Here is an 18674-nt window from a genome sequence, read left to right as displayed (position 1 = left end):
TGAAAAAAAATAACAACTTTTTTATCTGCTTTTGTCATTAACACAGCACACAAGCGTAATATCTGACAAAACTGCATTTCGATTTCTTTCAGTGTGGAAATCGTCATTACCCGTGAGTCTCTTTACATCATGAATATGCTGGAAAAAATCCAGTCTCAGCTGGAACATTTGAGCAAATCAGAACGCAAAGTTGCCGAGGTCATTCTTGTCTCGCCCGACAACGCGATCCATTCGAGTATTGCTGCGCTGGCACTGGAAGCCAATGTTAGCGAACCTACAGTCAATCGTTTCTGTCGCAGCATGGACACTCGCGGTTTTCCTGATTTTAAACTGCATCTGGCGCAAAGTCTGGCTAATGGCACACCCTATGTTAATCGCAACGTCAGTGAAGATGACAGCGTTGAATCATACACAGGGAAAATATTTGAGTCGGCAATGGCTACTCTCGATCACGTCCGCCACTCGCTGGATAAGTCCGCCGTCAATCGCGCTGTTGATCTCCTCACCCAGGCGAAGAAAATTGCCTTTTTCGGGTTAGGTTCTTCTGCCGCTGTTGCTCACGATGCAATGAATAAGTTTTTTCGCTTCAATGTTCCGGTGATCTACTCGGACGATATCGTACTGCAGCGAATGAGTTGTATGAACTGTAGCGATGGAGACGTCGTTGTGTTGATTTCCCACACCGGCAGGACCAAAAATCTGGTTGAACTGGCGCAGCTGGCGCGGGAAAACGACGCAATGGTGATTGCCCTCACCTCTGCTGGTACACCACTCGCCCGGGAAGCAACGCTGGCAATTACCCTCGACGTACCGGAAGATACTGACATTTATATGCCCATGGTCTCTCGACTTGCCCAGTTGACCGTGATAGATGTGCTGGCAACAGGATTTACTTTGCGACGCGGCGCAAAATTCAGAGATAACTTGAAGCGGGTCAAGGAAGCTCTCAAGGAATCGCGTTTTGATAAGCAGTTACTTAATTTAAGTGACGATCGTTAAAACGATTGCCACTGTTCTAATCTTATACGACATCCGAATGAGATTAATTTATCGCCAAAATGGCTTTATTTCATTCGGATTTCATGTTCAAGCAACACCTTGTTGTTTCAGTCAACGGAGTATTACATGTCCAGAAGGCTTCGCAGAACCAAAATCGTTACCACGTTAGGCCCTGCTACTGATCGCGATAATAACCTTGAAAAAGTTATCGCTGCCGGCGCAAACGTTGTACGTATGAACTTTTCTCACGGCTCGCCTGAAGATCACAAAATGCGCGCGGATAAAGTTCGTGAAATTGCCGCAAAACTGGGGCGTCATGTGGCTATTCTGGGTGACCTTCAGGGGCCAAAGATTCGTGTATCTACCTTTAAAGAAGGTAAGGTATTCCTCAATATTGGGGATAAATTCCTGCTGGACGCCAACCTGGGGAAAGGTGAAGGCGATAAAGAAAAAGTCGGTATCGACTATAAAGGATTGCCTGCTGACGTCGTGCCTGGCGATATTTTGCTGCTCGACGACGGTCGCGTTCAGTTAAAAGTGCTGGAAGTCCAGGGCATGAAAGTGTTCACCGAAGTGACCGTCGGCGGCCCTCTCTCCAACAATAAAGGGATCAACAAACTCGGCGGCGGCCTGTCGGCTGAAGCACTGACCGAGAAAGATAAAGCAGATATCCAGACTGCGGCGCTGATTGGCGTGGATTACCTGGCTGTCTCCTTCCCACGCTGCGGCGAAGATCTGAACTATGCTCGCCGTCTGGCGCGCGACGCAGGTTGTGATGCGAAAATTGTCGCCAAGGTTGAACGTGCTGAAGCCGTTTGCAGCCAGGACGCGATGGACGACATTATTCTCGCCTCTGACGTGGTGATGGTTGCACGTGGCGACCTCGGCGTAGAAATTGGCGATCCTGAACTGGTCGGCATTCAGAAAGCGTTGATTCGTCGCGCGCGTCAGCTGAACCGCGCGGTAATCACTGCGACCCAGATGATGGAGTCAATGATTACCAACCCAATGCCGACTCGAGCAGAAGTTATGGACGTGGCAAACGCCGTGCTGGATGGTACTGACGCAGTAATGTTGTCTGCAGAAACTGCTGCGGGTCAGTATCCGTCAGAAACCGTTGCAGCCATGGCGCGCGTTTGCCTGGGTGCGGAAAAAATCCCAAGCATCAACGTGTCTAAACATCGTCTGGACGTTCAGTTCGACAATGTGGAAGAAGCTATCGCCATGTCCGCGATGTATGCGGCTAACCACCTGAAAGGTGTTACCGCTATCATCACCATGACCGAATCAGGTCGTACCGCGCTGATGACTTCCCGTATCAGCTCCGGACTGCCGATTTTTGCGATGTCTCGCCATGAGCGCACCCTGAACCTGACTGCGCTTTATCGTGGTGTAACGCCGGTCTATTTTGACAGCGCGAATGATGGCGTGGTTGCTGCCAGCGAAGCGGTAAATCTGCTGCGCGATAAAGGCTACCTGATGTCTGGTGACCTGGTAATTGTCACCCAGGGCGATGTGATGAGTACCGTGGGTTCTACCAATACCACGCGTATTTTAACCGTAGAGTAAGTACATTGCCGGATACGGTGAGAGCGCCTTGTCCGGCCTGCAATTCAATGATAATTCAACTAATTTCGAATCTTCTGAAGCAAACTTGAACTTATCATCAGACGAAAGCCTCTCTTCGTGAGAGGCTTTTTCTATTTGATGGGATAAAGATCTTTGCGTTTATACGGCTGGATTTCGCCCGGTTTGCGTGTCTTGAGCAATTTTAAAATCCAGGTGTATTGCTCTGGTCGCGGACCAACAAAAATCTCGACTTCTTCATTCATCCGCCGCGCAATGGTATGGTCATCTGCCTCTGACAAGTCATCCATCGGCGGGCGCACCTGAATCGTCAAACGATGTGTCTTGCCGTCATAAATCGGAAACAACGGTACGACATGCGCACGACACACTTTCATCAGACGACCAATCGCGGGCAGCGTCGCTTTATAGGTTGCAAAGAAATCAACAAATTCACTGTGCTCCGGGCCATGATCCTGATCGGGCAAATAATAGCCCCAGTACCCCTGACGAACCGACTGGATGAACGGTTTTATGCCGTCATTCCTCGCATGTAGACGACCGCCAAAACGACGACGCACGGTGTTCCAGACATAATCAAAAACCGGATTGCCCTGATTATGGAACATCGCCGCCATTTTCTGCCCTTGCGAGGCCATCAGCATCGCGGGGATATCTACCGCCCAGCCGTGCGGCACCAGAAAGATCACTTTCTCGTCGTTACGCCGCATCTCTTCGATGATTTCCAGTCCCTGCCAGTCTACGCGCGGCTGAATTTTTTCCGGCCCGCGTATCGCCAGTTCTGCCATCATCGCCATCGCCTGCGGCGCTGTGGCAAACATCTCATCCACAATCGCTTCGCGTTCAGCTTCGCTACGTTCTGGAAAGCAAAGAGACAGATTGATTAACGCACGACGACGTGAGCTTTTACCCAATCGTCCGGCAAAACGTCCCAGCCGCGCCAGAATGGGATCGCGGAATTTCGGAGGGGTTAAGGCAATGCCGGCCATCGCCGCCACACCCAACCAGGCTCCCCAGTAACGCGGATGGCGAAAGGATTTATCAAACTCAGGAATGTATTCACTATTATTTTTTTTCGTTTCCATGCTTTTCCAGTTTCGGATAAGGCAAATATCAATCTGCTGATAGTGTAGCGGCGCAACTTGCCCCGCACCAAATAAAAAAGCCGGTACTGACTGCGTACCGGCTGCGAATGGGTGTTAATTAATCAAACTGTAGCTGCGGCACAATCTCTTTGGCCTGCGCCAGGAACTCACTGCGATCGGAGCCAGTCAGCCCTTCGGTACGCGGCAGTTTCGCCGTCAGCGGGTTTACGGCCTGCTGGTTGATCCATACTTCATAGTGCAAATGCGGCCCGGTTGAACGCCCGGTATTACCAGAAAGCGCGATACGATCGCCACGTTTTACCTTCTGCCCCGGTTTCACCAGAATCTTGCGCAGGTGCATATAACGCGTGGTATAGGTGCGGCCATGACGGATCGCAACATAATAACCTGCGGCGCCACTGCGTTTGGCTACAACCACTTCACCGTCGCCCACCGAAAGTACCGGCGTACCCTGTGGCATCGCGAAATCAACGCCCCTGTGCGGCGCAACGCGGCCTGTTACCGGGTTCAGACGACGCGGGTTAAAGTTAGACGAGATACGGAACTGCTTCGCCGTCGGGAATCGCAAGAATCCTTTCGCCAGACCAGTACCGTTACGATCATAGAACTTGCCATCTTCGGCACGGATAGCGTAGTAATCTTTACCTTCAGAACGCAAACGTACGCCCAGTAACTGGCTTTGTTCACGTTTGCCATCAAGCATTTCACGTGACATTAATACCGCAAATTCATCGCCTTTTTTAACCTTCCGAAAGTCCATCTGCCACTGTAACGCTTTAATCACTGCGCTCACTTCAGCACTGGTTAAACCAGCACTTCTGGCGCTGGCAACAAAGCTCGACCCTACAGTGCCTTTCAGTAGATTATTAACCCACTCCCCTTGCTGCATTTCGCTGGTCATTTTAAAACCGTTTGCTGCAGTGCGGTCATAGGTACGCGTTTCCCGACGAGAAACTTCCCAGGTCAGACGTTGTAAATCGCCCTCTGCGGTTAATGTCCAGGTGAGTTGTTGACCAATTTTCAGGTTACGCAGATCTTTATCCGCAGCAGCCAGTTGGGTGATATCACCCATATCAATACCATATTGATTGAGGATGCTACTTAGCGTATCGCCTGTGGAAACAACATATTCATGCACACCCGCTTCTCCGGCGATCTTGTCGTCCAGTTCATCTTGCGGAATGGCTTCATCTTCTTGTGCGGCTTGATCAATCGGTTCACTGGCTTCAGGTAAAAGTGAACGGATTTCGTTTTGTTCCAGCTCAATAGTTTTGACAATTGGCGTGGCGTCGCGGTGGTAAACATAGGGCCGCCAGACAGCGACGGCCAGAGTAAGAACGGTGAGCGACCCCAACATAACGCGGTGTGGTCGCGGTAAATTATTAAACGCCAGGGCGACAGAGCGGGCTATCTGTTGCACGTAATCACTTCCTCATTAATCTCCTTTCAGGCAGCTCGCGTACTGGTTGGCTAATTGATTCAGAAATTCTGAATAGCTTGTTTTACCCAGTTTGATATTCGTCCCAAGGGGATCCAACGTTCCCATACGAACGGATGTCCCTCGTGCGACGCTTTCAACGACCGCTGGCCTGAACTGTGGTTCAGCAAAAACGCAGGTTGCTTTTTGCTCAACCAACTGTGTTCTTATTTCATGTAAACGCTGCGCGCCCGGTTGAATCTCTGGGTTAACGGTAAAATGACCAAGCGGTGTCAGTCCGAATTGTTTTTCGAAGTAGCCGTAAGCATCATGAAAAACGAAATAACCTTTTCCCTTGAGCGGCGCGAGCTCATTACCAACCTGTTTATCGGTTGCAACTAATTGTGCCTCAAAATCCTTCAGGTTGGCGTCAAGTTTGGCTCGACTTTGCGGCATAAGTTCCACTAATTTTCCATGGATTGCAACCGCTGTAGCCCGCGCTATCTCTGGGGAGAGCCAAAGATGCATGTTGAAATCGCCGTGATGGTGATCTTCGTCACTTTTTTCCGCGTGGTTATGATCATCATCATCGCCGTGAATACTTTTCATCAGCATCGGTTTCACATCATCTAGCTGCGCAATCGTTACCTGTTTCGCCTCAGGTAATTTGCTCACCGGCTTTTGCATAAACGCTTCCATCTCCGGGCCAACCCAGACGACTAAGTCCGCGTTCTGTAAGCGTTTTACATCCGATGGACGCAGTGAATAATCGTGTTCAGAAGCACCATCAGGCAGTAATACTTCAGTCTCTGTTACCCCATCAGCAATGGCGGAAGCGATGAATCCAATAGGTTTAAGCGAAGCAACAACGGCGGCATCTGCCGCCTGTGTTGCACCACCCCAGAGAGCGGCGGATAATGCTGCGAAAAGAAGCGTTTTTTTATGTAACATAATGCGACCAATCATCGTAATGAATACAAGAAGTGTGATATTATAACATTTCATGACTACTGCAAGACTAAAATTAACATGACAAGTCTGGTTTCCCTGGAAAATGTCTCGGTTTCTTTTGGCCAACGCCGCGTCCTCTCTGATGTGTCGCTGGAACTTAAACCTGGAAAAATTTTGACCTTACTTGGGCCGAACGGCGCAGGTAAGTCGACGCTGGTGCGGGTTGTGCTCGGGCTGGTAACACCAGATGAAGGTGTTATCAAGCGCCACGGAAAACTGCGTATCGGCTACGTGCCGCAAAAGCTCTATCTCGACACCACGTTGCCACTGACCGTAAACCGTTTTTTACGCTTACGCCCCGGTACATATAAAGAAGACATTCTGCCCGCACTGAAACGCGTTCAGGCCGGGCATCTGATTGACGCGCCAATGCAAAAGCTCTCTGGCGGCGAAACGCAGCGTGTACTGCTGGCGCGCGCGTTGTTAAATCAACCGCAATTATTAGTGCTGGATGAACCCACTCAAGGCGTGGATGTAAATGGTCAGGTTGCGTTGTACGACCTGATTGATCAACTGCGTCGCGAACTGGATTGTGGCGTATTAATGGTTTCTCACGATCTGCATCTGGTGATGGCAAAAACCGATGAAGTACTTTGCCTCAATCACCACATCTGTTGTTCCGGCACACCGGAAGTCGTTTCCCTGCATCCAGAATTTATTTCGATGTTTGGACCTCGCGGCGCTGAGCAGCTGGGTATATATCGCCATCATCATAATCACCGCCATGATTTACAGGGGCGGATTATTCTGCGTCGGGGAAATGATCGCTCATGATTGAATTATTATTTCCTGGTTGGTTAGCCGGGATCATGCTGGCCTGTGCTGCTGGTCCGCTGGGTTCGTTTGTTGTCTGGCGCCGTATGTCTTATTTCGGCGACACGCTGGCGCATGCATCTTTACTTGGCGTCGCGTTTGGCCTGCTACTGGATGTGAATCCTTTCTATGCAGTGATTGCGGTTACGCTGCTGCTGGCGGGCGGTCTGGTATGGCTGGAAAAGCGCCCACAACTGGCGATCGATACATTATTGGGAATTATGGCGCACAGTGCTTTGTCGCTGGGTCTGGTCGTCGTCAGCCTGATGTCTAACATTCGCGTTGACTTGATGGCATATCTGTTCGGTGATTTGCTGGCAGTGACGCCGGAAGATCTTATCTCCATTGCGATTGGCGTGGTCATCGTGGTGGCAATTCTGTTCTGGCAATGGCGCAATTTACTGTCGATGACGATTAGCCCGGATCTGGCGTTTGTCGATGGCGTAAAATTACAGCGCGTAAAATTATTGTTGATGCTGGTGACGGCATTGACGATTGGCGTGGCAATGAAATTTGTCGGCGCGTTGATTATTACCTCGCTGCTGATTATTCCTGCGGCTACTGCACGTCGTTTTGCCCGCACGCCGGAGCAGATGGCTGGTGTCGCGGTTTTGGTGGGGATGATTGCCGTAACTGGTGGTTTAACCTTTTCCGCGTTTTACGATACGCCAGCAGGCCCGTCGGTGGTGCTGTGTGCGGCGCTGTTGTTTATTATCAGTATGATGAAAAAGCAAGCCAACTAAATTGCGACTGGCACTATACAGTGCCAGTTTCATCGACCAGGTCACCGCATTACGAGTATCACCAAAAAACCATTCTGTAAGAACGAGCGACCAGAGAATGTTTATATGGTCTGCATAAAATCCATGTCCGCATTCGACAAATTAAACGACGATATTAAGAATTTTCCTTTGCAGTTATTTCTCCACGAAAAAGCGAAACCAGATCCACTAACCCGCGAAAAATATCATCGTTCTCTCGAAAAAACGTGAGTGAGCAGATAAGCAGTCTCTGGAAACTGGCAATAAATACAGGAATGTAGCACCGAGAAATAGGAGTATCAGTATAAGTTCGTAAGGTGTATGAATTGCAGCACATTTGCTCGCCGGGCATTAAGTGCAGGAGTAAATCCAATCTTCATTACTGCACAGAGGGGCATTTTTCTGTTCGCATTGGGGGCAAATAATAATGAAAATCCCCTGGCAATTCTGGATGTAAATTTCAGTTCTGATGCACCAACAGTGCCCCGTTCAAAACGAGAAAGTAACCCCTTCTGTTTCAACTACTCACTGCGCCCAGTCCGGTTTATTGAGTATATGATCCTGCCAGTCGATCACTTCTGATTCTTTCACTGCAATATGACGTACAGAGATTCGCTCACCGTGCATTGCCGCTTTCGAACCAGTCATCAGCGGATGCCACTCTGGCAATGTCTTCCCTTCCGCCAGCAACCGATAAGCACAGGTCATCGGTAGCCATTCGAATGTTGGCAGGTTTTCGCGGGTTAATTTAATGCAGTCGGGTTCAAACTCGAAGCGGCGTTCGTAGTTCCGACATTGACAGGTTTTAATATTAAGCTGACGGCAAGCGACGTTAGTGAAGTAGATTTCGTCGGTGTCTTCATCCATCAGTTTATGCAGGCAGCACTGACCACAACCATCACACAACGACTCCCATTCAGCATCGCTCATTTCATCAAGGGTTTTACTTTGCCAGAAAGGTATATCGCTCATCAGGTGTTCCGCCATTACGTTAAAACGCACCTTATAACCAGTCTGGCACAGCGATGCAAGTTTTGCCGCCTCATTCAGGCGGCAAAAAAGTATTACAAAACGCGAGTTGTCAAAGAATGACCATCGAAAGTAACAGTCAGTTCATCGCCACTGTGTAGCGGGCCGACACCATCAGGCGTGCCTGTTAACACAACATCACCGGCCTTGAGGGTAAAAAACTTGCTCATATAAGCAATCAGCGGAACGATTTTATGGATCATGTCCGCAGTCGTACCTTGTTGGCGTTGTTCGCCGTTAACGCTCAGCCCCAGCGATGTATTTTGTGGATCGCCAGTGAACTCTGCGGCGGGAATAAACCCGGAAAGTGGACAAGAGTTATCAAACGCTTTGGCCTTTTCCCACGGCTGCCCGGCTTTCTTCATTTTTGCCTGAATATCACGTAATGTCAGATCGAGCGCCACGCCGTAACCCACAATAGCTTTTCGCACATGCTCTTCCGTGGCCTGACGTAGCGTTGCCCCAATCAACACAGCCAGTTCCACTTCATGATGAACCGCGCCGAAATCTGAGGGGATAGCCAATGGCTGGCGCAGATCGCACAGTGCCGTTTCAGGTTTAATGAACAACACTGGCTCTTCAGGCACTTCACTCCCCATCTCTTTAATATGCCTGGCATAATTACTGCCAACACAAACTACTTTACTCACCGGATAATCCAGCAGCGCACCTTGCCAGTTGTGATGTTGATACATAACGCTCCTCTCACTTCATCGTGGATCTTAAAACCCGCTCCGACAAATATGATGACACCGCCGGATATTGGTTATTTTTTAGTGCTGTCTGTATTTTTCGCCATCACAGAAAGATGTTGCTTCAGCAAATCCTCAGGAGGTGGTGGCAATTGAAGATAATAGCCATGCTCAGCTAAGGCCTGTTTAACTTTCTCAATATCGGCATTTACCAGTTTCTTTCTCCCGTCCAATGGAAGAATCATCGCAAGTTGCGGTTGACCAAAACCTTTCATCAGCTCCTCTGGAACACGTGAAAAGTCGTCTTTTTTTTCAACATATAAATAGGTCTGGTCACGTTTACTACTTCGATAGATCACACAAAACATAATTTTACTCTGAATAAATGGGGGGGTGACTTGCCTCAATATAATCCAGACTATAACATGCCTTATAGTCTTCGTAATATCATCGCACGCTGATGATGATGGTAATTAGCTAATTGAGTAAGGCCAGGATGTCAAACACGCCAATCGAGCTTAAAGGTAGCAGCTTCACCTTATCTGTGGTTCATCTGCATGAGGCAGAACCTAAGGTTATTCATCAGGCGCTGGAAGACAAAATCGCTCAGGCTCCGGCATTTTTAAATCATGCTCCCATCGTACTCAATGTCAGTGGCCTCGAAGAACAGGTCAACTGGCCAGCAATGCACAAAGCTATCTCAGCAACAGGCTTGCGGATCATTGGTGTCAGTGGCTGCAAAAATGCGAAGCTGAAAGCTGAAATCGAAAAGATGGGGTTGCCAATCCTGACTGAAGGAAAGGAAAAAGCGCCACGTCCAGCACCGGCCCCCCAGGTTCCTGCGAAAAATACAACACCGGACACAAAAACGCGCTTAATAGATACCCCTGTACGTTCCGGTCAGCGCATTTATGCGCCACAATGTGATCTGATTGTTACAAGCCATGTTAGCGCAGGGGCAGAATTGATCGCAGATGGTAACATTCATGTCTATGGCATGATGCGCGGTCGTGCGCTAGCCGGGGCAAGTGGTGACCGGGAAGCACAAATATTTTGTACGAGTCTGATGGCAGAACTGGTCTCTATCGCCGGTGAATACTGGCTGAGCGATAAAATCCCAGCAGAATTTTATGGCAAAGCGGCACGACTGCAATTAGTCGAAAACGCTTTGACCGTTCAATCGTTAAATTGATCCCTTTTTAACAAGGAATTTTTATGGCACGCATTATTGTTGTTACTTCGGGGAAAGGGGGCGTTGGAAAGACAACCTCCAGCGCGGCCATCGCCACTGGTTTGGCCCAGAAGGGAAAGAAAACTGTCGTGATCGATTTTGATATCGGCTTGCGTAATCTCGACCTGATTATGGGTTGCGAGCGCCGGGTCGTTTACGATTTCGTCAACGTCATTCAGGGCGATGCAACGCTAAATCAGGCGTTAATTAAGGATAAGCGTACTGATAACCTCTATATTCTCCCGGCATCGCAAACTCGCGATAAAGACGCCCTCACCCGCGAAGGGGTGGCCAAAGTTCTTGATGACCTGAAAGCGATGGACTTTGAGTTTATCGTTTGTGACTCACCGGCGGGTATTGAAACCGGTGCATTAATGGCTCTTTATTTCGCTGATGAGGCCATTATTACCACCAACCCGGAAGTTTCCTCAGTTCGTGACTCTGACCGTATTTTAGGTATTCTGGCGTCGAAATCACGTCGCGCAGAAAACGGCGAAGAACCCATAAAAGAGCACCTGTTGTTAACGCGCTATAACCCTGGTCGCGTGCACAAAGGAGACATGTTGAGCATGGAAGACGTGCTGGAGATCCTGCGCATCAAGCTCGTCGGCGTGATCCCAGAGGATCAATCAGTATTGCGCGCCTCTAACCAGGGGGAACCGGTTATTCTCGATATCAACGCCGATGCGGGTAAAGCCTACGCTGATACCGTAGAACGTCTGTTGGGAGAAGAACGTCCTTTCCGCTTCATTGAAGAAGAGAAGAAAGGCTTCCTCAAACGCTTGTTCGGAGGATAAGTTATGGCATTACTCGATTTCTTTCTCTCACGGAAGAAAAACACGGCCAACATTGCAAAAGAACGGTTGCAAATTATTGTTGCTGAACGCCGTCGCAGCGATGCAGAACCACACTATCTGCCCCAGTTGCGTAAAGATATTCTTGAGGTCATTTGTAAATACGTACAAATCGATCCCGAGATGGTGACCGTACAGCTTGAGCAAAAAGATGGTGATATTTCCATTCTTGAGTTGAACGTAACCCTGCCGGAAGCAGAAGAGCTGAAATAAGCTGTATTAGCTCAGGTCCGATCTGACAGTTACCGGTTATTTATACAGGTATCTGTCAGATTACACCCTGGTTAAATTTTTCTCTTCCCCGGTTCGCTATTAAGTAATGTTGTCATCGGCGTCCAGGCACAGCCCCCTTCCCTCTGTTGAGTTCGCTCATTTGGTTGCTGCGTTGTTAGTACAGGAAATGGGAATTACATCCTGTTTTGTATAAACGGTAACACTCCCCCTTCAAGCTCCAGCGTCAAATTAAGTCGCAACTAATTCACATTATCGCCACCAGAATAAAATCACTAATATTACGTTTTCTGATAAATATTGTTCACATATAAATTACACAACAATATTGATATTTCAGATTGCCTTACCTTTGCAATGCAATGTTAACATTTGATGACATTTCTTGAATAAAATATTCAAAATCAATGAGTTAATTCTTATTTAAGATTATTCCCATTCAAGCAAAAAACATAACTCTTATTATACAAACCGCGCTCATTTTGAATGATCTGAATAATATTGAGCGTTCTTTAGTTAAGCTGCTCTTAATTGAAGACGAAATTATTGTGTGTGCAACTTACTTAATACCGGACATCTAAGTTGAAGAAAAAAACACTCGCCTTCGGGCTCATCTCAATATTACTCTGCTCCACGCCAGCCATGGCGGATATGAATCGCACCACTAAAGGCGCATTGTTAGGCGCAGGCGTAGGCTTACTGACTGGCAATGGTGTAAATGGCGTACTGAAAGGTGCTGCTGTAGGTGCAGGTGTTGGCGCAGTAACTGAAAAAGGTCGCGACGGTAAAAATGCCCGTAAAGGCGCAAAAGTAGGTGCGGCCGTTGGCGCAGTCACTGGCGTCCTGACCGGCAATGGTCTGGAAGGCGCGATTAAAGGTGCTGTGATTGGTGGTACAGGTGGTGCCATTCTGGGTAAAATGAAATAAGGTATGATGATGAAAAAATTTGCTTTACTGGCTGGACTGTTTGTTTTCGCACCAATGACCTGGGCGCAGGATTATAATATTAAGAACGGCCTGCCGGCAGAAACCTACATTACTTGCGCAGAAGCCAACGAAATGGCAAAAACTGACAGCGCACAGGTTGCAGATATCGTCGCGGTAATGGGTAATGCCAGCGTTACTAGCCGTGATTTAAAAATTGAGCAATCTCCAGAACTGAGTGCCAAAGTGGTAGAAAAACTGAATCAGGTTTGTGCTAAAGATCCGCAAATGCTGTTAATTACCGCAATTGATGACACCATGCGTGCCATCGGCAAAAAATAATAGTTAATGTAGTACCGCGTCGATTTATTCGACGCGGTATATTTTTAGCGGATGGATATGCTTATAAACAAAAATGAAGTGTTAGTATTTGGCTTTGGTTTATTCCGTCAGTTTTCACTGTATCAAAAACTATTTTACTGCAATCATATCCGTATACACACTCCTCACCGCAGAGTAATTTCCCCAAAACTAAACCTGACCAGTTTTTCCAGTTTCAAAGATTAATCATCTTACTGATTTGATTTATAAGCATTTCTGATCAAATATCTGTCAGCCCAAATTGTCAAAACGTATTGAAAAGAAGGGTTAATGCTGATCCCTTTGGCTTACCAGCTTCTCTCTTAACCGGTTAAGCAAATTGATTACCAACCAAACCAGTGCATTGATTAAATTTATGGTAACAAGCACTTCTCCTAGCCAGATGCTGGGTTTGGCGACCAGGATAATCAGGATGGAGATCAGCATAAACGCAATGGAAAAGATGATATACAAAGAGAAATAATCCAGGCTATTACTTTTGTTCATGCTACTTACGGTGATCCTGACAAAATCTTCAGACAATTATAGCAAACAAAATAATGAACAATAGTAACAAGAAGCAACGAGCTAATTACCTGTCTACAATTGCACCATTTCATCGCCTTGCTGATCAATTTTCAGCCAAATATCATCATGCTATATCAATTAGTACAATATTCACTCAACAACCACTTTCACCTTCGGTTTTGAGAGAATAATTTTGACGAGTTCAATATACGTCACCGGTTTATAGAAATAGTACCCTTGCTGGAACGTAATATTATTCTGGTTCAAATAGTCGAGCTGCTCCTTCGTCTCGACACCTTCGGCGACAATACTGATAGAAAGTTTGCGCGCCAGATCCAGCACACAGTCCAGAATCCGGGTGGAATCAGGATCTGCATTGACCCGACCGACGAAACTGTGATCAATCTTAATATAATCGATGTGCAGATCATGGAGATAAGAAAGCCCTGAGTAGCCCGTACCAAAATCATCCAGCGCAATAACAAAACCATTTTCATGCAGAATGTTCAATCGCTGAACCAAATTTTCATCAACATGCAACGCTTCACGCTCAGTAACTTCGAGAACGAGATTCAAATCATGGCGAGTGAAGCTGTCGCGGTATGTCAGACATTCTTCAACAAATGTCGGCGAAATAATATGCGAGGCGCTAAAATTGATCCCAACATGAAATCCTTCCGGCAGTTTACTGGCGATCGCGTTCATTTGTGTGGCGACCTGACTCATCAAACTTTGAGTGAGCGGAACTATCAACCCTGATTTTTCAGCAAGTGGAATAAACGCTGCAGGTGAAATATATCCTCCACGTGGGTGTTTCCATCGGGCAAGGACTTCTACACCGCGTAACGTCCCTTCCCGACCATTAACTACCGGTTGGTAAAAAGGCACAATCTCACCATTACTTATCGCCCTACGCAGAATCTCTTCAGGTGTGTCTGTTTTATTGAAATATTTATCAAGTAAAAAGGCAGCGGAACAGGATATTAACAAGCTGAATATCAAAATACCCAAGCCTTTGTCGATCATTCTGGTAAAGCTAAATAGTGGCGGCTGGTTATAGATAATACTGAAATGATATTCAGTGGAGTTAACCCGTCCAGAAAGTTGATGTCTGCCATTGAGAGTTGTCACATCTCCCGACGGCCCAATAATATTATCCCCCACACGCAAACTATATTTCACCCCCTTCAACGGCACATGGAGCGCCCCACGGATATGCTGGTCGCTAATAGTCACCAGAATACGCGTCTCAGCGAACTGAATCTGATAGAGCAGAATGGGTAATCTATTTACAGTGTCAAGCGCCGGAGCCAACAGCAAATTACTGTCAGGTATCACAGGAATACGAGATAGCAGTACTCGATTACCCGGCAGCGATGTACACCAGACTGCACCTTGTTTGAGAATGATGATCGTCCGCAGATGGGGTTTCAGCGCGGCTTCTGTACCTAGCTGATATTGTTCATCCAGATCGCACCTCTTCCCTGCAATTTCCATTGCCGTTTGAGTCGCCTGTGACGCTTCCTCAAGAATATGATTAATGTTATTGGCGGCGTACTTCGCCCCAGCAAGACTCTCTGCTTTTGCGGAATACCAGAGCTGAATATTCAAAATAGAGACGCCAGTAATAAACAGGCACACCGCAACGAGGATGGGGATAAGTATATTGCGCATTCGCGTGTCCCAGGGCCATTATTCTCTGTTCATTCGCTCAATCTGGCGTCTACAGAGAGCATGGTAGAGAGAATCAGAAATATCCACGTTCTTGATGAAATTTTACCCCACTATGCCGCAATACCTTCAATGTTGGATAAAAATCTCAAGTGCGCGTTAATTGATTGCCCCTAAGGCAGAGAAGACGTATTGAGCAACAAACCAGAACAAGAATATTGGGTAGGCAACGTTCTCTGTGTACTCATCCTTTAATACTTAACTGTATCAATGAGTAAGGATATGCTGAACTGGTACAACGTCGATGGGGACAGTAAAGGTGATACCGAGGTAAGGCAGTGTAAATTGTTACTCTACGCGACCCAGCTTTTTCTTCAATAGCACACGGCACCTGCTCATAACAGACTGTATCCATCAATAGCGGCATCCAAAATCAGATCCATTACATACAGCAATGTCACTGGAATGAATGTGAAAAACCGAGAGCAGTGATATAAATTGTACAAGTCAAAACGTGTATTTTTTACATTCTTGAAAACCAGAAAAATAACTTTTTCTGATAACATCTATAACCAGTTAGAATTAGAAAGAGCGCGATAGATTCTTATTTAGCAAGTCAGACTATAGAAACCATATAATGCGAACTCTGGTTACGTAAGACATTTTCTTTTCACAACCCCATGTTACAAATTGTAAAGATTAACTCTTCCTGGTTGCATTCAACTTGTCTGGTCATATCTAAATAGATATGTAAAATTGATAACGGCTGGTAATCATTCAATACTCGCACTATAGAAAGTTCGCCAGCCTGCCGCAGGCACGCGCCTTTATACGTCGTGTCTGCGGTTTTGTTGTGATATTTATATAGAAGTACTGGTGAATTATGAGCAATCTGAATCCATGCATGGCGTGTGGTGCCTGTTGTGCATTTTTCCGCGTCTCTTTTTACTGGGCCGAAGCTGATGATGCAGGCGGAACCATACCGGCTCATCTTACTGAGCAGATATCCCCTTACCACCGATGTATGCGCGGTACTAACCAGAAGAACCCACGCTGTATTGCCCTGGCAGGAACGCCTGGAAAAAACGCCTGCTGCACAATATATAAAAACCGCTCATCCACATGTAGAGAATTCGCCATGTCAGGCGAGCATGGTGAAATTAATGAGGCATGTAATCGCGCCCGAGCTAAATATGGACTACCTCCAATTTAAATTTAATTAGCCCCGTACGATCGTCATCCTCAACAATATATCCAGGTAGTAAAACCAAATATGCCGCGACATTACTGTCGCGGTCAAACCATTAATAATAAACACAGAAGAAAACCAAAATAAATTATAAAACAGCTCATCAATAATTATTAAACATTGATAAAATTAAAGTACATCTGTAACATTATCATATTTTATTTTTCATAGACGATTTTTTCCGTGTTATGCTATAATGTGGCGAATAAACACAGGTTATCAACTTGTCAGTAATGTAAATAAATTTCGAGGAGATCATTCCAGTGGGACGTAAATGGGCCAATATTGTTGCTAAAAAAACGGCTAAAGACGGTGCAACGTCTAAAATATATGCAAAATTCGGTGTGGAAATCTATGCTGCCGCTAAACAAGGTGAACCAGACCCAGAATTAAACACATCTTTAAAATTCGTTATTGAACGTGCGAAGCAGGCACAAGTTCCAAAACACGTTATTGATAAAGCCATTGATAAAGCCAAAGGTGGCGGAGATGAAACGTTCGTACAAGGACGTTATGAAGGCTTTGGACCAAATGGTTCAATGATTATCGCTGAAACGTTGACTTCAAATGTTAATCGTACAATTGCTAATATTCGCACAATTTTCAATAAAAAAGGCGGAAATATTGGAGCAGCAGGTTCTGTCAGCTATATGTTTGACAATACTGGTGTGATTGTATTTAAAGGAACAAATCCTGACCATATTTTTGAAATCTTGCTCGATGCCGAAGTAGATGTTCGTGATGTAACTGAAGAAGAAGGAAGCATCGTTATTTACACTGAACCTACAGATCTTCACAAAGGAATTGCAGCTCTGAAAGCTGCCGGCATTACTGAGTTTTCAACAACAGAATTAGAATTGATTGCTCAATCAGAAGTTGAACTTTCACCAGAAGATTTAGAAATCTTTGAAGGGCTTGTTGATGCCCTCGAAGATGATGATGATGTCCAAAAAGTTTATCATAACGTTGCCAATCTCTAATTATAAATAAACCACCGCCTCCCCAGGTGGTGGTTTAGGGATAACAATTTAAGAAGTCTGCCTTTATGGTAGATTTCTTAATCTTATAATTTTGTTATACAAACATCATATTCAGCCCAATATATTATTATAATTCTTGGTATGCAGGCTGGCACGCCAGATTATTGCAATTAATTTCGAGCGGTGTCCACTTAATGCAGCATTAGCTCACCCAATTGCCCATCAATACTACGCTCACGCATCCCACCATCTCAAAACATGCAAATTCTTGCAAGCCATTGCGAGGTCATATGAACCTCAGTTTTATCCCGCCTTTGTATTACTGCATATCCAATAAGAAGATAACCGTGATGCCTAACGGCGCAGAAGTCTTTTTTTTCTCGCGACTTTCCTACCCTATACTCTGCATACATACCTGTCTGCCATAACTGAAGTGAATGTCCGTTATGGCAGACAGCGAGTCACATTATCTGAACAAAAACGTCACCGGAAATGTCGGGACAGCGCATACTAAAAAATGTATAACGTTTCTTTTCATCGACGATTAAGAAGAGCTTTTAATGGTGGCGGTTGAGGAAATAAAAATGAAGTATCCAGGTGCAAATGCCTGGCAAATAGGTGACAGCCCGGAACTGGCTAGCGAGCTTGCGGATCTAATCAAAAAAGGGATCAAAACGGCCACCTGCGGATCTTTTGCCTCTTACCTGCAGGAAGAATCGGCTCCGAGGATTGGGTGTTTTAACATTATCCTTGATGGTCAGAATGTTCCGGTCTGTGTGATCAGACTGATTTCAATGCGACTGGTTCGTTTTTGTGATGTGAATGAGGCGTTCGCCCGCAAAGAAGGTGAAGGCGATTTAAGCCTTGAATACTGGCAGAAAGAGCATCAGCGATTTTTCACCCTGGAGGGCCATTTTTCTGAAGAGATGGAGCTGATCGCAGAAGAATTTGAAGTTGTTGAGATTCTATAAGATGAGACAAACGAGCTGCCGTTATATCAATTGGCATTCGTAACAATGTCCGCACCTGACACACGGCGGACAGGATAGTTATCAGTCGGATCGCTTTTCGCTGTGAGTTGTAGTGGCCAACAAAAACTAGCAACGCCCCCCTTTATTAAGGATAGCGTTGCATTGACCCGTTGAACTCACAACCAGAAGCAGGCGTTAACAATTTACGCAGGGTAATGTAGTCGCCTGGTCACCCGAAAGTATTTACTCATGCCGTTCAC

Annotated in this window: 21 protein-coding genes; 13 read left to right on the top strand and 8 right to left on the bottom strand. The window is 46.3% G+C overall.

Annotated features, from left to right (window positions below):
• Positions 1-129: 129 nt before the first annotated feature.
• Positions 130-999, top strand: a complete 870-nt coding sequence (hexR, locus tag WC5_RS06630) for a DNA-binding transcriptional regulator HexR (protein WP_001056712.1) — start codon at positions 130-132, stop codon at positions 997-999.
• A 126-nt stretch (positions 1000-1125) separates the two neighbouring features.
• Positions 1126-2568 (top strand): pyruvate kinase, encoded by a 1443-nt coding sequence (pyk, locus tag WC5_RS06635; protein WP_000091160.1) that lies wholly within the window; start codon positions 1126-1128, stop codon positions 2566-2568.
• Between the two features lie 131 nt (positions 2569-2699).
• Here pyk and lpxM read toward each other — a convergent pair whose 3' ends face one another.
• The 3 genes from lpxM to znuA form a co-directional block, all read right to left on the bottom strand.
• Complete coding sequence (gene lpxM, locus WC5_RS06640) at positions 2700-3671, bottom strand: lauroyl-Kdo(2)-lipid IV(A) myristoyltransferase (protein WP_010351562.1); 972 nt, start codon at positions 3669-3671, stop codon at positions 2700-2702.
• 118 nt (positions 3672-3789) lie between these two features.
• Positions 3790-5112 carry a murein DD-endopeptidase MepM gene (gene mepM / locus WC5_RS06645; RefSeq protein WP_001184035.1) on the bottom strand — a complete coding sequence of 441 codons (1323 nt, stop codon included), beginning with the start codon at positions 5110-5112 and terminating at the stop codon, positions 3790-3792.
• Between the two features lie 15 nt (positions 5113-5127).
• A complete protein-coding gene (znuA, locus tag WC5_RS06650) occupies positions 5128-6060 on the bottom strand; it encodes a zinc ABC transporter substrate-binding protein ZnuA (RefSeq protein WP_024192227.1) in 933 nt (310 codons plus the stop codon).
• 78 nt (positions 6061-6138) lie between these two features.
• Here znuA and znuC point away from each other — a divergent pair, with 78 nt between their 5' ends.
• Together znuC and znuB are read left to right on the top strand one after the other, a co-directional pair.
• Positions 6139-6894 (top strand): zinc ABC transporter ATP-binding protein ZnuC, encoded by a 756-nt coding sequence (gene znuC, locus WC5_RS06655; RefSeq protein ID WP_000202981.1) that lies wholly within the window; start codon positions 6139-6141, stop codon positions 6892-6894.
• Positions 6891-7676 carry a zinc ABC transporter permease subunit ZnuB gene (gene znuB / locus WC5_RS06660; RefSeq protein WP_000571472.1) on the top strand — a complete coding sequence of 262 codons (786 nt, stop codon included), beginning with the start codon at positions 6891-6893 and terminating at the stop codon, positions 7674-7676. Before znuC ends, znuB begins: the two co-directional genes overlap by 4 nt.
• A gap of 543 nt (positions 7677-8219) precedes the next feature.
• Here the strand turns inward: znuB and ycgN are convergent.
• The 3 genes from ycgN to WC5_RS06675 form a co-directional block, all read right to left on the bottom strand.
• Positions 8220-8666 carry a cysteine cluster protein YcgN gene (ycgN, locus tag WC5_RS06665; RefSeq protein WP_016231670.1) on the bottom strand — a complete coding sequence of 149 codons (447 nt, stop codon included), beginning with the start codon at positions 8664-8666 and terminating at the stop codon, positions 8220-8222.
• 92 nt (positions 8667-8758) lie between these two features.
• Positions 8759-9418 (bottom strand): fumarylacetoacetate hydrolase family protein, encoded by a 660-nt coding sequence (locus tag WC5_RS06670; protein WP_000284295.1) that lies wholly within the window; start codon positions 9416-9418, stop codon positions 8759-8761.
• Positions 9419-9489: 71 nt separating this feature from the next.
• Positions 9490-9783, bottom strand: a complete 294-nt coding sequence (locus WC5_RS06675) for a YcgL domain-containing protein (RefSeq protein WP_001516252.1) — start codon at positions 9781-9783, stop codon at positions 9490-9492.
• A gap of 128 nt (positions 9784-9911) precedes the next feature.
• On the opposite strand from WC5_RS06675, the gene minC reads away from it, so the two are divergent.
• The 6 genes from minC (at position 9912) to WC5_RS06700 (ending at position 12997) form a co-directional block, all read left to right on the top strand.
• Entirely contained in the window at positions 9912-10607 is a 696-nt protein-coding gene (gene minC / locus WC5_RS06680; protein WP_010345785.1) for a septum site-determining protein MinC, read from the top strand.
• A 23-nt stretch (positions 10608-10630) separates the two neighbouring features.
• Positions 10631-11443 (top strand): septum site-determining protein MinD, encoded by an 813-nt coding sequence (gene minD / locus WC5_RS06685; protein ID WP_000101043.1) that lies wholly within the window; start codon positions 10631-10633, stop codon positions 11441-11443.
• Positions 11444-11446: 3 nt separating this feature from the next.
• Entirely contained in the window at positions 11447-11713 is a 267-nt protein-coding gene (gene minE, locus WC5_RS06690; RefSeq protein WP_001185665.1) for a cell division topological specificity factor MinE, read from the top strand.
• A 446-nt stretch (positions 11714-12159) separates the two neighbouring features.
• Positions 12160-12312: a hypothetical protein gene (locus tag WC5_RS26175; RefSeq protein WP_370906317.1), complete on the top strand. Its 153-nt coding sequence runs from the start codon at positions 12160-12162 to the stop codon at positions 12310-12312.
• Between the two features lies 1 nt (position 12313).
• The gene (locus tag WC5_RS06695; RefSeq protein ID WP_000730702.1) at positions 12314-12658 is read left to right on the top strand and encodes a YMGG-like glycine zipper-containing protein; all 345 of its coding nucleotides are present in this window, start codon (positions 12314-12316) and stop codon (positions 12656-12658) included.
• Between the two features lie 3 nt (positions 12659-12661).
• Positions 12662-12997 carry a YmgD family protein gene (locus WC5_RS06700; protein ID WP_000979974.1) on the top strand — a complete coding sequence of 112 codons (336 nt, stop codon included), beginning with the start codon at positions 12662-12664 and terminating at the stop codon, positions 12995-12997.
• A gap of 306 nt (positions 12998-13303) precedes the next feature.
• Here WC5_RS06700 and ymgF read toward each other — a convergent pair whose 3' ends face one another.
• Both ymgF and pdeG read right to left on the bottom strand, forming a co-directional pair.
• Positions 13304-13522, bottom strand: coding sequence for a cell division-associated protein YmgF (gene ymgF, locus WC5_RS06705; protein ID WP_001043534.1), 219 nt, complete (start codon positions 13520-13522; stop codon positions 13304-13306).
• A 171-nt stretch (positions 13523-13693) separates the two neighbouring features.
• Positions 13694-15217, bottom strand: a complete 1524-nt coding sequence (gene pdeG, locus WC5_RS06710) for a cyclic di-3',5'-guanosine monophosphate phosphodiesterase PdeG (RefSeq protein WP_001244376.1) — start codon at positions 15215-15217, stop codon at positions 13694-13696.
• Positions 15218-16097: 880 nt separating this feature from the next.
• On the opposite strand from pdeG, the gene WC5_RS0122475 reads away from it, so the two are divergent.
• The 3 genes from WC5_RS0122475 (at position 16098) to WC5_RS06720 (ending at position 18414) form a co-directional block, all read left to right on the top strand.
• A complete protein-coding gene (locus WC5_RS0122475) occupies positions 16098-16427 on the top strand; it encodes a YkgJ family cysteine cluster protein (RefSeq protein ID WP_010345776.1) in 330 nt (109 codons plus the stop codon).
• 299 nt (positions 16428-16726) lie between these two features.
• Positions 16727-17443, top strand: coding sequence for a YebC/PmpR family DNA-binding transcriptional regulator (locus WC5_RS06715; protein WP_000532905.1), 717 nt, complete (start codon positions 16727-16729; stop codon positions 17441-17443).
• A gap of 560 nt (positions 17444-18003) precedes the next feature.
• A complete protein-coding gene (locus WC5_RS06720; protein WP_000226701.1) occupies positions 18004-18414 on the top strand; it encodes an ASCH domain-containing protein in 411 nt (136 codons plus the stop codon).
• The last annotated feature ends 260 nt before the right edge of the window (positions 18415-18674 follow it).

It is taken from the genome of Escherichia sp. KTE114 (assembly GCF_000407765.1).
In the GTDB taxonomy this organism is placed as follows: domain Bacteria; phylum Pseudomonadota; class Gammaproteobacteria; order Enterobacterales; family Enterobacteriaceae; genus Escherichia; species Escherichia ruysiae.
This window is presented reverse-complemented; position numbering and strand designations above follow the sequence as displayed.

Excerpts from the sequence above, each read along its gene's own strand:
- znuC (WP_000202981.1), top strand. The coding sequence starts at position 6,139 with ATGACAAGTCTGGTTTCCCTGGAAAATGTCTCGGTTTCTTTTGGCCAA.
- znuA (WP_024192227.1), bottom strand. The coding sequence starts at position 6,060 with ATGTTACATAAAAAAACGCTTCTTTTCGCAGCATTATCCGCCGCTCTC.
- lpxM (WP_010351562.1), bottom strand. The coding sequence starts at position 3,671 with ATGGAAACGAAAAAAAATAATAGTGAATACATTCCTGAGTTTGATAAA.
- minD (WP_000101043.1), top strand. The coding sequence starts at position 10,631 with ATGGCACGCATTATTGTTGTTACTTCGGGGAAAGGGGGCGTTGGAAAG.
- minE (WP_001185665.1), top strand. The coding sequence starts at position 11,447 with ATGGCATTACTCGATTTCTTTCTCTCACGGAAGAAAAACACGGCCAAC.
- WC5_RS06675 (WP_001516252.1), bottom strand. The coding sequence starts at position 9,783 with ATGTTTTGTGTGATCTATCGAAGTAGTAAACGTGACCAGACCTATTTA.
- WC5_RS06720 (WP_000226701.1), top strand. The coding sequence starts at position 18,004 with ATGGTGGCGGTTGAGGAAATAAAAATGAAGTATCCAGGTGCAAATGCC.
- pyk (WP_000091160.1), top strand. The coding sequence starts at position 1,126 with ATGTCCAGAAGGCTTCGCAGAACCAAAATCGTTACCACGTTAGGCCCT.
- hexR (WP_001056712.1), top strand. The coding sequence starts at position 130 with ATGAATATGCTGGAAAAAATCCAGTCTCAGCTGGAACATTTGAGCAAA.
- minC (WP_010345785.1), top strand. The coding sequence starts at position 9,912 with ATGTCAAACACGCCAATCGAGCTTAAAGGTAGCAGCTTCACCTTATCT.
- WC5_RS0122475 (WP_010345776.1), top strand. The coding sequence starts at position 16,098 with ATGAGCAATCTGAATCCATGCATGGCGTGTGGTGCCTGTTGTGCATTT.
- znuB (WP_000571472.1), top strand. The coding sequence starts at position 6,891 with ATGATTGAATTATTATTTCCTGGTTGGTTAGCCGGGATCATGCTGGCC.
- ymgF (WP_001043534.1), bottom strand. The coding sequence starts at position 13,522 with ATGAACAAAAGTAATAGCCTGGATTATTTCTCTTTGTATATCATCTTT.
- pdeG (WP_001244376.1), bottom strand. The coding sequence starts at position 15,217 with ATGCGCAATATACTTATCCCCATCCTCGTTGCGGTGTGCCTGTTTATT.
- ycgN (WP_016231670.1), bottom strand. The coding sequence starts at position 8,666 with ATGAGCGATATACCTTTCTGGCAAAGTAAAACCCTTGATGAAATGAGC.
- WC5_RS06700 (WP_000979974.1), top strand. The coding sequence starts at position 12,662 with ATGATGATGAAAAAATTTGCTTTACTGGCTGGACTGTTTGTTTTCGCA.
- WC5_RS06670 (WP_000284295.1), bottom strand. The coding sequence starts at position 9,418 with ATGTATCAACATCACAACTGGCAAGGTGCGCTGCTGGATTATCCGGTG.